This window comes from Stenotrophomonas thermophila, assembly GCF_001499715.1.
Classification (GTDB): domain Bacteria; phylum Pseudomonadota; class Gammaproteobacteria; order Xanthomonadales; family Xanthomonadaceae; genus Stenotrophomonas; species Stenotrophomonas hibiscicola.
This window is the reverse complement of record NZ_CVIW01000001.1, coordinates 168,131-180,847: the sequence shown is the minus strand read 5'-3', so window position 1 is coordinate 180,847 and position 12,717 is coordinate 168,131. Positions and strand designations below refer to the sequence as shown.

14 protein-coding genes and 2 tRNA genes are annotated in these 12,717 nt (G+C 66.5%); 9 read left to right on the top strand and 7 right to left on the bottom strand.

The features are described from left to right. Nucleotides 1-32 precede the first annotated feature (32 nt). Together trpC and BN1263_RS00820 are read left to right on the top strand one after the other, a co-directional pair. Nucleotides 33-827 carry an indole-3-glycerol phosphate synthase TrpC gene (gene trpC / locus BN1263_RS00825; protein WP_019661507.1) on the top strand — a complete coding sequence of 265 codons (795 nt, stop codon included), beginning with the start codon at nt 33-35 and terminating at the stop codon, nt 825-827. Beyond that, nucleotides 824-1,540 carry a haloacid dehalogenase-like hydrolase gene (locus BN1263_RS00820; protein WP_021202670.1) on the top strand — a complete coding sequence of 239 codons (717 nt, stop codon included), beginning with the start codon at nt 824-826 and terminating at the stop codon, nt 1,538-1,540. The genes trpC and BN1263_RS00820 overlap by 4 nt, the downstream gene beginning before the upstream one ends. 189 nt (nt 1,541-1,729) lie before the next feature. Here BN1263_RS00820 and BN1263_RS00815 read toward each other — a convergent pair whose 3' ends face one another. Beyond that, entirely contained in the window at nt 1,730-2,491 is a 762-nt protein-coding gene (locus BN1263_RS00815; RefSeq protein WP_058978877.1) for a sulfite exporter TauE/SafE family protein, read from the bottom strand. Between the two features lie 62 nt (nt 2,492-2,553). Continuing rightward, the gene (crp, locus tag BN1263_RS00810; RefSeq protein ID WP_010482649.1) at nt 2,554-3,243 is read right to left on the bottom strand and encodes a cAMP-activated global transcriptional regulator CRP; all 690 of its coding nucleotides are present in this window, start codon (nt 3,241-3,243) and stop codon (nt 2,554-2,556) included. Nucleotides 3,244-3,392: 149 nt separating this feature from the next. Here crp and speD point away from each other — a divergent pair, with 149 nt between their 5' ends. Both speD and BN1263_RS00800 read left to right on the top strand, forming a co-directional pair. After that, nucleotides 3,393-4,187, top strand: a complete 795-nt coding sequence (gene speD, locus BN1263_RS00805; protein WP_019661504.1) for an adenosylmethionine decarboxylase — start codon at nt 3,393-3,395, stop codon at nt 4,185-4,187. Between the two features lie 167 nt (nt 4,188-4,354). After that, nucleotides 4,355-4,675, top strand: a complete 321-nt coding sequence (locus tag BN1263_RS00800) for a DMT family transporter (protein ID WP_005419816.1) — start codon at nt 4,355-4,357, stop codon at nt 4,673-4,675. Between the two features lie 83 nt (nt 4,676-4,758). Here the strand turns inward: BN1263_RS00800 and coq7 are convergent, their stop codons facing one another. Then, complete coding sequence (gene coq7, locus BN1263_RS00795) at nt 4,759-5,403, bottom strand: 2-polyprenyl-3-methyl-6-methoxy-1,4-benzoquinone monooxygenase (RefSeq protein ID WP_058978875.1); 645 nt, start codon at nt 5,401-5,403, stop codon at nt 4,759-4,761. Nucleotides 5,404-5,601: 198 nt separating this feature from the next. Between coq7 and rplM the strand changes: the two genes are divergently transcribed. Next, on the top strand, nt 5,602-6,030 hold the full coding sequence (gene rplM, locus BN1263_RS00790; protein ID WP_005414692.1) for a 50S ribosomal protein L13: 429 nt from the start codon (nt 5,602-5,604) through the stop codon (nt 6,028-6,030). Nucleotides 6,031-6,032: 2 nt separating this feature from the next. Next, nucleotides 6,033-6,425, top strand: a complete 393-nt coding sequence (rpsI, locus tag BN1263_RS00785) for a 30S ribosomal protein S9 (protein ID WP_019661502.1) — start codon at nt 6,033-6,035, stop codon at nt 6,423-6,425. A gap of 282 nt (nt 6,426-6,707) precedes the next feature. Here the strand turns inward: rpsI and BN1263_RS00780 are convergent. Then, nucleotides 6,708-6,782: transfer RNA gene (locus BN1263_RS00780), tRNA-Gln, on the bottom strand. A 55-nt stretch (nt 6,783-6,837) separates the two neighbouring features. After that, a tRNA-Met gene (locus BN1263_RS00775) sits at nt 6,838-6,914 on the bottom strand. Between the two features lie 121 nt (nt 6,915-7,035). On the opposite strand from BN1263_RS00775, the gene BN1263_RS00770 reads away from it, so the two are divergent. The 3 genes from BN1263_RS00770 (at nt 7,036) to bfr (ending at nt 8,586) form a co-directional block, all read left to right on the top strand. Continuing rightward, nucleotides 7,036-7,656, top strand: a complete 621-nt coding sequence (locus tag BN1263_RS00770; protein WP_019661501.1) for an RNA pyrophosphohydrolase — start codon at nt 7,036-7,038, stop codon at nt 7,654-7,656. Between the two features lie 108 nt (nt 7,657-7,764). Continuing rightward, complete coding sequence (locus BN1263_RS00765) at nt 7,765-7,974, top strand: (2Fe-2S)-binding protein (RefSeq protein ID WP_019661500.1); 210 nt, start codon at nt 7,765-7,767, stop codon at nt 7,972-7,974. Between the two features lie 141 nt (nt 7,975-8,115). Then, nucleotides 8,116-8,586, top strand: coding sequence for a bacterioferritin (bfr, locus tag BN1263_RS00760; protein ID WP_005414691.1), 471 nt, complete (start codon nt 8,116-8,118; stop codon nt 8,584-8,586). Nucleotide 8,587: 1 nt separating this feature from the next. Here bfr and BN1263_RS00755 read toward each other — a convergent pair whose 3' ends face one another. Both BN1263_RS00755 and BN1263_RS00750 read right to left on the bottom strand, forming a co-directional pair. Beyond that, entirely contained in the window at nt 8,588-10,819 is a 2,232-nt protein-coding gene (locus BN1263_RS00755) for an ATP-binding protein (RefSeq protein WP_058978873.1), read from the bottom strand. A gap of 1 nt (nt 10,820) precedes the next feature. After that, a complete protein-coding gene (locus BN1263_RS00750) occupies nt 10,821-12,707 on the bottom strand; it encodes an EAL domain-containing protein (protein WP_058978871.1) in 1,887 nt (628 codons plus the stop codon). Between the last annotated feature and the right edge of the window lie 10 nt (nt 12,708-12,717).

The window sequence follows — 12,717 nt, the reverse complement described above, 5'->3', positions numbered from 1 at the left end:
GTCCTCACCGCCCCCGCACCGAACCGAAGACGATGAGCGACATCCTGCAGACGATCCTGGCCCGCAAGGCCGAAGAAGTGGCCCAGCGCCGCGCCCAGCGCCCGCTCGAGGAGCTTCAGGCCGCCGCGGCCAGCGCCCCGCCGGTACGCGGCTTCGTGCGCGCGCTGCAGGCGGCGGTGGCCAATGGCGACCCGGCGGTGATCGCCGAGGTGAAGAAGGCCAGCCCGTCCAAGGGTGTGATCCGCCCGGACTTCCGCCCGGCCGACATCGCCGTCAGCTACGAATTCGGCGGTGCCAGCTGCCTGTCGGTGCTGACCGACGTGGACTTCTTCCAGGGTGCCGACGCCTACCTGCAGCAGGCCCGCGAGGCCTGCACGCTGCCGGTGCTGCGCAAGGACTTCGTGATCGACGCCTACCAGGTGTACGAAGCGCGCGTGCTGGGCGCCGACTGCATCCTGCTGATCGTGGCCGCGCTGGACGACACCCAGCTGGCCACCTTGTCCGAACTGGCGCTGTCGCTGGGCATGGACGTGCTGGTGGAAGTGCACGACATCGACGAACTGGAGCGTGCGCTGCAGGTGCCGGCACCGATGATCGGCATCAACAACCGCAACCTGCGCACCTTCGAGGTGTCGCTGCAGACCACGCTGGACATGCAGCAGGCCGTGCCGCGCGACCGCCTGCTGGTCACCGAGAGTGGCATCCTGGGGCCGCAGGACGTGGCGCTGATGCGTGATGCCGGCATCCACGCGTTCCTGGTGGGCGAGGCCTTCATGCGCGTGGAAGAGCCGGGCGAGGGCCTGCGTCAGCTATTCTTCGCGGCATGAAAACGCACTATCCGACGCCGCGCGAGGATGCGCCGCTGGTGGTCTTCGACTTCGACCACACCCTCTACGACGGCGATTCGGGCACCCATCTGTTCGCCTCGCTGATCAAGCGCAACCCGTTGCGCATGCTGGCGGCGCTGCTGGTCACGCCGATCGCCGGGCCGATGGTGGCGCTGCTGCCGACCCGTCGTGCCGGCATTTCGGTCTACGTGTGGATCGGCAGCTTCGGCCTGCACCGTGCGCGCGATTTCAACAAGGTGATCGATGCCTATGTGCTGCGCAACGAGGCGCAGATGCGCGCCAAGCTGCTGCCGCAGGCGCTGGAGGTGTTCGCCGCGCACCGGGCCAAGGGCGACCGCGTGGTGGTTGCCACAGGTGCGCCGCCGGAGCTTGCACGCGCGATCCTGGCCTTCGTGGCCCATCAGGATGTGCCGGTGATCGGTACCGAGGTCGGCCCACGGCTGGGCGGCGTCGGTCCAACCCGTCACTGCCACAACGAAGAGAAAATGCGCATGCTGCGCGAGCGCGGCTACGGCGATATCGATATCGCCTACTCCGACAGCACCGCCGACCTGCCACTGCTGCTGGCGGCCAAGGCACCGGTGGTGGTGAACCCGAAGCCGGGCCGGGTGGCGTTCTTCCGCCGCGTGCTGCCCGCCGGCACCCGCATCCTCAACTGGGGCTGCGCTGACCGCGGCGGTGACAAGGCGTAGCCCGGGGTCAGATCCCCGTAGGGCCTCCGACCCCATCGCACGATGACGGATCTGCCGGCCAGCGGCCGGCACTACCCTTCTCCGTCCCGGCAGTGCCGGCCCTTCTCCGTCCGGCAGTGCCGGCCCTTCTCCGTCCGGTAGTGCCGGCCGTTCTCCGTCCGGTAGTGCCGGCCGCTGGCCGGCAAGCGCTCAGCGGCCCAGATGCCGGTATACCGCGTGCCCGATCTGGAACAGGCTGATGCCCAGCACCAGCACGCCCACGGCCACCAGCACCCAGCGTTCCTTCACCCGCTTGACCAGGATCGCCGCCACCGGCGCGGCCACCATGCCGCCGATCAGCAGGCCGGCTACGATCTGCAGGTGCTGTACCCCCATCGACAGCAGGAAGGTTGCTGACACCGTCAACGTGACCACGAACTCGGCTGCGTTGACCGTACCGATGGTGGTGCGCGCCTGGCCGCCGCGGGCGAGCAGGGTGGACGTGGCGATGGGCCCCCAGCCACCGCCGCCGCTGGCGTCGAGCAGGCCGGCGAAGAAGCCCAGCACCGGCACCCGGCGGATCTCGCCCTTGGGCATCCAGCGCCCAGCGGCGCGGGCCAGGATGATGATCGCCAGCACCAGCAGGTACAGGTAGATCAGTGGCCGGATGATCTCGCCCGGGAGCTGCGTGAGCACGTACGCGCCCAGGGCGCCGCCCACTGCGCCGGGCAGGGCCAGGCGCAGGAACAGGCGTTTATCGACATTGCCGGCGGCGAGGTGCGACACCCCCGAGGCGCCCGTGGTGAACACTTCAGCGGTGTGGATGCTGGCGCTGACCTGCGCCGGCGGCAGGCCCATGCTCAGCATCACCGACGAGGACACCAGGCCGAACGCCATGCCCAGCGCGCCGTCGACCAGCTGTGCGCCCAGGCCGATGAGGATGAACCACCAGAATTCGCTGCTCAGCTCCATGCACCGAGCCTAGCGCGCCAGGGAGTGGGGACCAAGGTCCGCACCCACCGGGTGCTCAACGGTCAACGGGTGCCGTACAGCACCACGGTCTTGCCGCGGGCATGCAGCAGGCCGTCGGTCTGCAGTTTCTTCAGCACGCGGCCGGCCATCTCGCGCGAGCAGCCGACCAGGCGCGCCAGCTCCTGGCGCGATACACGCAGCTGGCTGCCCTGCGGATGGCTCATCGCCTCCGGCTCCTGCGCCAGGTCGTGCAGGGTGCGCACGATTCGGTCGGTCACGTCCAGGAATGCCAGGCGGCTGGCCTTGCGGCTGGTGTCGAGCAGGCGCTTGGAAATCTGCTGGCCCAGCGCATACAGCAGGCGCGGGGCATCGGCCGACAGCGGGCCGAGGAACAGCTGATGCAGGCGCTCGTAGCTGATTTCAGCCAGCTCGCAGGCGGTGCGGGTCCGCAGGATCACCTCGCGGCGGTCCGATTCGACGAACAGGCCCATCTCGCCGACGAATTCGCCGGCACCGAAGTAGCCCAGCACCAGCTCGCGATCATCATCTTCCTCGGCCATGATCGAAACCGAGCCGCTGATGACGTAATACAGGGTTCCCGCCGGGTCCCCGGGCCGGAAGACGTCGGTACGGGTAGGGTATCGCCGCCTGTGGCTGTGCGCCAGGAAACGATCGATTGTGGCGATATCCAGGGCCAGTGGACTGCTAGCTAGGCGCACGGTTGACACGATAGGAGCGCTCCCTCTGCGCATGAACGGATTCACGGGGTCGATAGCGGAGCTTAACCAGCGCAATTGTTAAGGGCAAACAGTGTGCCAGATGTGAGCGCTCTTCACGTTCCCCCCGGGGGCAGTTTGCCCCATAATTCCCCCTTTCCCTTCTTACACAGGAATCGACCGCCGTGGTCAAGCCGTTGCCTCGCCTGAGGCTGCAGGGTTTCAACAACCTCACCAAGGCGCTGAGCTTCAACATCTATGACGTGTGTTACGCGCGCACCGAAGAGGAGCGTCAGCGTTACATTGAATACATCGATGAAGAGTACAACGCCGACAGGCTGACTCAGATCTTGACCGATGTCGCCGAGATCATCGGCGCCAACATCCTGAACGTGGCCCGCCAGGACTACGACCCGCAGGGTGCCTCGGTGACCATCCTGATCTCCGAAGAACCGGTGATCGACAAGAAGCTGGCCGGCAAGGAGCTGATCTCCGACGCCGTGGTCGCGCACATGGACAAGAGCCACATCACGGTCCATACCTACCCGGAGACCCATCCGCAGGAAGGTATCGCGACGTTCCGCGCGGACATCGACGTGGCCACCTGTGGCGTCATTTCCCCGCTGAAGGCCCTGAACTACCTGATCGAGAGCCTGGAATCGGACATCGTGATCATGGACTACCGCGTCCGTGGCTTCACCCGTGATGTGAAGGGCAAGAAGCACTTCATCGACCACAAGATCAACTCGATCCAGAACTTCCTGGCCAAGAACATCAAGTCGCGTTACGAGATGTTCGACGTCAACGTCTACCAGGAAAACATCTTCCACACGAAGATGCACCTGAAGGACTTCGACCTGGACCAGTACCTGTTCGAGGAAAAGGCCAGGAACCTGTCGTTCAAGGAGCGCATGAAGATCGAGGCGCTGCTCAAGCGCGAGATCGAAGAGTTGTTCCACGGCCGGAACCTGTCCGAGTAAGCCCCATGTGCGATGCCCGCAGGCATCGCCACCCAGGCGGGACGACCCGCCCCGTGGAACTGGCGTCGCACGCGCGATTGGCTCCATGGTGATGTACCGACCCACGGCCCGGTGTGAAAACACCGGGCCGTTTCGTTTTTTCCCCAAAAGGTAAGGAGCCCCCACCCATGCCCTGGATCTACCTGCTGCTGGCCGGCCTGTTCGAGATCGGTTTCGCCCTCGGAATGAAGTACTCGGAAGGCTTCAGCAAACCCTTGCCCACCGTTGCTACGGTGGTGTCCGCCCTGATCAGCCTGTACCTGATGAGCCAGGCGATGAAGAGCATCCCGGTCGGCACGGCCTATGCGATCTGGACCGGCATCGGTGCCATGGGCGTGGCGGTGCTGGGCATCTACCTGTTCAACGACAGCGCATCGCCGGCGCGCCTGGCCTGCGTGGGCCTGATCGTGGCCGGCGTGATCGGCCTGAAGCTGGTCTCGCCGAACTGATTGATGGCCCGACCAACGGTCGGGCCCCACCGTCGGCCCCCCGCACCTCCTGGTAGGCCCGCACCGTTGGTGCGGGCGACCCTTCAAATGCGGTAGGCGATGGTCTTCATCACCCTGGAGGCCAGTGCCATGGCGCCCGGAATCGGAAACGGAAGGCGGCGTGCGCCGGCCTGCTCGGCGTGCTCGGCATGGCGGGCCTCGTCCTCCTTCATCACCTGGATGACCGCGCGGCTGCGCAGATCGCCGGGCGGCAGATTGACCAGGTGCTCGTCCAGATGGGCTTCCACCTGGCGCTCGGTCTCGACCACGAAGCCCAGGTTCCATCCGTCGCCGCGCAGCCCGGCCAGGGTGCCGATCGTGTAGCTGCCGGCGTACCACAGCGGGTTGAACAGGCTGGGACGGCTGTCCAGTTCGGCCAGCCGGGTGGCACACCAGGCCAGATGGTCGGTCTCTTCCTGGGCCGCTTCCAGCAGATGTTCACGCGTGGCCGGGTCGCGGGCCACGGCGGCCTGGCCGAAATACAGGCCCTGCGCACAGACTTCGCCGACGTGGTTGATCCGCATCAGGCCGGCTGCATGGCGGCGCTCGGCGCTGCCCATGCCGGGCTCGTCGGTCTCCGCAGCCGGGTAGGGGCGGGCCGCCGGTGGATTGCCGAACACCGTGTCCAGAGCGCGCTGCGCCTCGGTCAGCAGGTGGTCCAGCGGGGTGGTCTGGCGGAGCACGGTCATGGCAGTACGCGGTGGGGCGGAAGTCCCCCCGATTCTCGCCCGGCCCTGCGTCCGTGCCAACCCGGCCTGACGGTCCACTTGCAAGTGGCTGGCAAGGCCAGTACAATCCCGCCTCTTGCGCTTCACCTTTTCACAACGCGTGGCAGAGTTCCGGCGAGCCTTTCGCCGCAATGAGCCCGACCTAACCTAGAGTTCTTCATGAGCACTTTCACTGCCAAGAACGAGACCGTCCAGCGCGACTGGTACCTCGTCGACGCCGAGGGCAAGACCCTGGGCCGTCTCGCCACCGAGCTGGCCCGCCGTCTGCGTGGCAAGCACAAGCCGGTCTACACCCCGCACGTTGATACCGGCGACTACCTGGTCGTCATCAATGCAGAAAAGATTGCCGTCACCGGCAAGAAGCTGCAGGACAAGATGTATCACCGTTTCACCGGTTACATCGGCAACCTGAAGACCGAGTCCCTGGCCCAGGCGCTGGAGCGCCACCCGGAGCGCGTGATCGAGATCGCCGTCAAGGGCATGCTGCCGAAGGGCCCGCTGGGTCGCCAGATGTACCGCAAGCTCAAGGTCTACGCCGGCACTGAGCATCCGCACGCCGCACAGCAGCCGCAGGTTCTGGATATCTAATCATGGCTATCACTCAAAACTACGGCACTGGCCGCCGCAAGTCCTCCACCGCTCGCGTGTTCCTGCGCAAGGGTTCGGGCAACATCACCGTCAATGGTCGTCCGCTGGACGAGTTCTTCGGCCGTGAGACCGCGCGCATGATCGTGCGCCAGCCGCTCGAGCTGACCAAGAACACCGAAAGCTTCGACATCCTGGTCACCGCCGCTGGCGGCGGCACCACCGGCCAGGCCGGTGCGATCCGTCTGGGTATCGCTCGTGCGCTGGTCGAGTACGACGAAAGCCTGAAGTCCGAGCTGCGCAAGGCTGGCTTCATGACCCGCGACGCCCGCGAAGTCGAGCGTAAGAAGGTCGGTCTGCACAAGGCCCGCCGCGCCACCCAGTTCTCCAAGCGCTGATCTGCTGCGCCTGGTTGGGCTCCTTCGGGGGCCCGCTGGATGGAAAAGCAAAAGCCCGGCTTCGGCCGGGCTTTTGTCGTCTTGGAGTCAGGCATTTCGTGGTTGCCGGCCAGCGGCCGGCACTACCCGTCTTTTTGCATGTCCGACCCCGGGCCTCTCTCTGGAGAAGAGCCCCCTTGTTGTTCAAGGGGGTGCGCCGACAGGCGCGGGGATAAGGTGGAATGCGTGACCAAATTAAAAGCAAAAGGCCAGATCTTTCGATCTGGCCTTTTGCTTTTAATTTGGCTGCCCCGGATGGATTCGAACCACCGAATGCCTGAGTCAGAGTCAGGTGCCTTACCGCTTGGCGACGGGGCAAAACGTGCAACGATTTTCTCACTTATCACGCTGAAAAACAACTTCATTTTCAGTGTGGTGGCTATGGGTGGACTCGAACCACCGACCCCAGCATTATGAGTGCTGTGCTCTAACCGGCTGAGCTACATAGCCTTGGTGAGCCCGCTATTCTGCGGATGTGTACCGTCCCTGTCAACACTTTTGTGCCGTGCTTGTGGGCCGACAGAGGGCGTGGGATAGTCCCGGGCAGTAGATTTTCTTAGGAGTCCGCATCGTGATCGATCCGGACGGCTATCGACCGAACGTCGGCATTGTGCTGATGCGGCAGGACGGCCAGGTGTTCTGGGCACGACGCGTGCGCCGGGATGGTTGGCAGTTCCCGCAAGGGGGCATGAACACCGATGAGACGCCCGTCGAGGCCATGTATCGTGAACTGCAGGAAGAAACCGGCCTGCTGCCTGAGCATGTGGAAGTGCTCGGGGCCACGCCCGGTTGGCTGCGCTACAAGCTGCCGGCGCGGGCCATCCGCCGCAACGAGCGGCAGGTCTGCATCGGCCAGAAGCAGGTCTGGTTCCTGCTGCGCCTGACCGGCGACGAATCCCATGTGAAGCTGGACCACACTGACTCGCCCGAGTTCGATCATTGGCGCTGGGTCGATTTCTGGTACCCGGTGGAGCATGTGGTGGTGTTCAAGCGCGGCGTCTATGCGCGCGCATTGCGTCATCTGGCGCCTTTGGCGCGCGGGGTCGCCGGGCAGGGCGTAACCGCCATGCCCAAGAGCGCCGCCGAGGCCTGGATGCCCGGCCACACGGCCGGCCACGACCGCCCGCGCAAGCGCCCGCGGACGCGCGGCTACTGGCCGAAGAAGGCCACGGGTGATGGCCCAGCCAGCTGACGGGCTGAACGGTATCGAGAATGGTTCAGGTCTCTGATTGACAACCATTCTCGTTTCCATTGGAATAGCCACCAGGCCGCTCCTGGCCTGTCAGCCCGGTTCCCGCCTGTGTACGTCTGCATCTGCAACGGAGTCACCGACCACCAGATCCGCGAAGCCGCCAGCCATGGTGTCAGCACGGTGGCCGAACTGACCATGCGGACCGGCTGTGGTGCGACCTGCGGTTCCTGCCTGGACATGGCCGCAGACCTCTTGGCCAAGGCGCGTGCGACCCACGATCTGCCGCTGCCGGTATTGGGCCTGGCCCAGGTTGCCTGATCGTTTCTTCGCGGCGCATTGATGCCGCGCTTTCGCATCCTTCACGCGCGGCCGCACAGGCCAATGCGCACGATTCGCGTTCCTTCACGGCCGCAGGCAAGGCGTTAAAGTGCCTGCGTTTTCAGCGTGCAGGAGCATCCCATGAAGGGCGACACCAAGGTCATCGAATTCCTCAACAAGGTCCTCTACAACGAGTTGACCGCGATCAACCAGTACTTCCTGCACGCCAAGATGCTGAAGAACTGGGGCATCAAGGAACTGGCCGAGCACGAGTACAAGGAATCGATCGACGAGATGAAGCATGCCGACATGCTCGCCGACCGCATCCTGTTCCTCGAAGGCCTGCCGAACTTCCAGGCGCTGGGCAAGCTGCGCATCGGCGAGAACCCGACCGAGATCCTGCAGTGCGACCTGTCGCTGGAGCGCGACGGCGTGGTCACCCTGCGCGAGGCCGTCGCCTATGCCGATTCGGTCGGCGACTATGTCAGCCGCCAGCTGTTCGTGAAGATTCTCGATTCGGAAGAAGAACACATCGACTGGCTGGAAACCCAGCTCGACCTGATCGAGCGCATCGGCGAGCCCAAGTACCTGCTGAGCAAGCTGGAAGAGTGAGTCAGCTGTCCTGGCCGGCACGATGCTGCGCCAGGTAGCCCGTCAGCGCCACACGTGCCCGGGCGAATTCGGCAACCAGCAGCGCGACCGCCACCGCGGGGCGCTGCAGGCTGCCACCACGGGCCTCGCGTTCGATGCGCTGCGCGACCGCCGACAGCGACAGGGCTCCCACGTTCGCACTCGACGATTTCAGGCTGTGCGCGACCGCCTGCAGGCGGGGCTCGTCGCCGCTCTGCGCGGCCTGCTGCAGCTGCTGCACCATCGCTGGCGCATCGTCAAGAAAGACCGACACGATCTGCATGGCGGCGTCGCCGATCACCGCGTGCAGTTCGTCCAGCACATCGCGGTCGAGTACCGGTTGTGGCTTGGAGCCCACTCGGCTGTCATCGTCCTGCAGAGCCGAGCCATGCTCGGCTGATGGAGCCCCGCTGCTGTTGGCCGTCAGGCGAGCCATGCTCGGCTCTGCAGAAGGCCGTGCAGGTGATGCGGCTTTACCGCCACCCCAGCGCTTCAACAGCGCATGCAGCGTGGCGCGGGCGATCGGCTTGGACAGGTAATCGTCCATGCCAGCCTGCAGGCAGCGCTCGCGGTCGCCGGCCATGGCATTGGCGGTCATCGCGATGATCGGCAGGCGCGCTCGCCCGGTTTCCGCTTCTTCCGCACGCCAGTGGCGCGTGGCGGCGTAGCCGTCCAGCACCGGCATCTGGCAATCCATCAGCACGATGTCCACGCCGCCTTCGCGAAGAGCGGCCAATGCCTGCTCGCCATCGACGGCGTTGCGCACCTCGCACTGGAATACGCGCAGCAGCTGCTCGGCCACCATCCGGTTGACCGTATTGTCTTCCACCAGCAGCACGCGCAGGTGCAGTGGCGGCAGCACCGGCGCGGGCACCCCATCTCCGGCACTGGAAAGCAGGGCGGCAGGACGGGCAGGCGTGACAGGTGCGGCCAGGAGTGCATGCAGTGCGGCATCGTCGAAGTGTGCGGGCAGCTGGCGCTGGCGCGGTCGTTGCGCTGGTGCGTCACCCTGCAGCCAGAGCACCTGCAGTGCGTCGTCGTCACCGCGCTCGGCCAGTGCCTGCTGCAGCATCGCCTCGCCGCTGCGCCGCGCGCGTGCATCGACCAGCAGCCACGCCGGTGCCGGTTGCCCGGGTTGCGGCGCGGTGCGCAGCTGTTCGACCACGGCGTCCAGCTGGCTCAGCATCTGCACCTGCAGCCCATGGTGGGCGGCGATGCGCTCGATGCGTTTCTGCAGCATTGCATCGGCACTGAACAGCAGCAGCGCTGCCGGCGCGCGGGCCATCGCCGGCAGGTCGCCGGGTACCTTCAGCAGCGGAATCTCGAACCAGAACGTAGCACCCTGGCCGGGCGTGGACTGCACGCCGATCTGCCCGTGCATCAGGTCGATGATGCGCCTGCAGATGGCCAGGCCCAGGCCGGTGCCGCCGTAGATGCGCGTGGTCGAGGCATCGGCCTGGCTGAAGGACTGGAACAGGCGTGCCTGCAGTGCCTCATCGATGCCGATGCCGGTGTCGATGATCTCGAAGCGCAGCTGGTGCTGGGCCGCGCCTTCGCCCAGCCGCTGCACGCGCAGCTGTACCTGGCCGCGCGCGGTGAACTTGATGGCATTGGCCAGAAGATTGCTCAGCACCTGGCGCAGGCGTACCGGGTCGCCGCGCACCGGCAGGCGCACCGACGGGTCAAGCTGCAGGGTCAGGGACAGGCCCTTGGCGTCGGCGGCGCGCTGCATCAGCTGCACCACGCCATCCAGCAGATCGCGCAGGTTGAAGCTGGTGATTTCCAGTTCCAGCGCCTGTGCTTCCAGCCGTGAGTAGTCGAGGATGTCATCGACGATGCGCAGCAGCTGCTGTGAACTGGCCGAAGCGGTGGCCAGCATCTGCCGCTGGTCCTCGCCCAGCGGCCCGTGCGCGATCAGCTCCAGCATCGGCAGGATGCCGTTGAGCGGGGTGCGGATCTCGTGGCTCATGGTGGCCAGGAACTCGCCCTTGGCCAGCACCGCTGCTTCGGCGGCCTGCTTGGCCTGCAGCAGCTGCTGTTCCAGCTGGCCCTGGCGTTCGGTGGTACGGCGCAGCTGGTCGCGTTCGGCGGCGAGCGCATCGTGTGCGCGTTGCAGCCGGGCCAGTGCACGGCTGCGTGCGCGCAGGCGCAGGCCCAACAGCAGCGCCACGGCGGCCGCGGCAAGGGCAACCAGCAGCACGCCCCACAGCGGCACGTCAGAGCACCGCGTTGTGGAAGTCGAAGTTCAGGTCGCTGCCGGCCGACTGCACCATGTTGCCCTGGATGTAATCGACGCCGCCGACCCACATCGCCGCGGCGGCCTGTGGGTCCTCGATCTGCTGCCCGATGATCTGCAGCCCGGCCGCATGTGCCTGTTCGATCGCCTTGCGCAGTTCCTCGCGCGTGGCCGGGTTGGCATGGCTGCTTGAGAAGCGCGCGGCCATGCGCACGAACGACAGCGGCAGCTGGGTCAGCAGGGCGTCGGCTTCGCCGCTGGGCTCGAACTGGCTCAGGCAGAAGCGCACCCCGGCGCCGGCCATGCGCTGGCAGAACTGTTGCAGCGGCACGGTGTGGATCAGTGCGTCGGGCAGGCGCACGTCGATCACCAGCGCACTGCCCGGCAGGTCACGCTGCTGCAGCGATTCCAGCAGCCAGTCGGCGAAGGCGTCGCGCTGCAGGGTGCGCAGCGACTGCGAGACGAACAGGTTCAGCGGCGGCGTGGCGTGCCGGTAGAGATCCAGCAGGCCCAGCGCGTGGTCCATCACCTGCTGGTCGAGGTCGGCGATACGGCCTGCCGCTTCGGCGGCCGGAATAACCTGGCCGGCCGCCAGCACCGTGCCATCGGCCTGGCGCAGGCGCAGCAGCAGCTGGTACTGCGCGGTGTTGCCACCGGCGACGGCGACGATCGGCTGATAGGCCAGCTCCAGCTGGCCTTCCAGCAGTGCCAGGTGCTCCTGTTCGGTGACGGCCTGGCGGTGCACATGGCCCGCCACACCGGCGCTGAGCAGGCGTGCCTGCAGGGTGGTGCGCTCGATCGCTTCCAGTGCAGCGTTGGCATCGTCGAAGCCCGGCGACAGCGGCGCATAACCCACCACGCCGCGCAGGTGCACCGATTCGTCGTCGCGGATCACGAAGGCACGCGCCGACAGCTGCTCGCGCAGGGAAGCGGCGATGCCTTCCAGGGCATCTTCGTCGGCGTTGCGGGCCAGCAGCAGGAAACTGTTGTCGTTCAGGCGTGCCAGCAGGTGTGGATGGCCGGCCTCGGCCAGGCGCTGCCCGGCCTGTACCATCAGGCGCTCGAAGGCGGCATAACCATAGCGTTCGCGCAGCCCCAGCGCGCTGGCCACTTCGATGAAGAACACACCGCCCCGGTCGTGGTGGGCGAGTGCGGTGTTGAGCTGCTGCAGCACGTGATGGCGCGTCGGCAGGCCGGTTTCCGGATTGCTGGTGGCCGGTACGCCGCTGGCACCGGGCAGGGTCGCGGCCTGCGCACGTGCGCGGCGGATGCGGTTGGCCACGGCGGCGATCAGGTGGCGCGGCCGGATCGGCTTGCTCAGGTAATCGTCGGCGCCGCTGTCGAGCACTTCGAACTGGCGCTCTGGATCCGGATCGCCGCTGAGGAACACGATCGGCAGCAGCTGCAGGCCGGGCTGCTGGCGGATCAGTGCGGTCAGCCGCATGCCATCCAGTCCGGGCAGGTGCAGATCCATCAGGATCAGGTCGGGACGGTGTTCCTTGATCGCCTGCAGCGCGCCATCGGCGTCGCTGTGCACGATTGCCTGCATGCCGGCGCCGTGCAGCACGCTCTGCGCGAACAGGGCCTGGGCGCGGTCGTCCTCGACGATCAGCACGCGGTAGGGCGAATCGGAGGCCAACGGCGCCTGGTCGTTGTTGCCAGCCTCGGCCAGGAAGGCCGGGCCCGGCAGAGGCGGTGGCGCGCTGCCGATCGATGCGGGCATGTCGGAGCTGGCCAGCGGCGGAACCACTGCGGGTACTGCGGCGACCGCGCTCGCCGGCTCCGCGGCCCAGCGTTGCCAATGATCGGCCGGAGGGGATTCAGCGCGTCCCGGGCGGGCGCCCGCGGGGGATTCGTTTGCGGCCATCGGTGCTCCT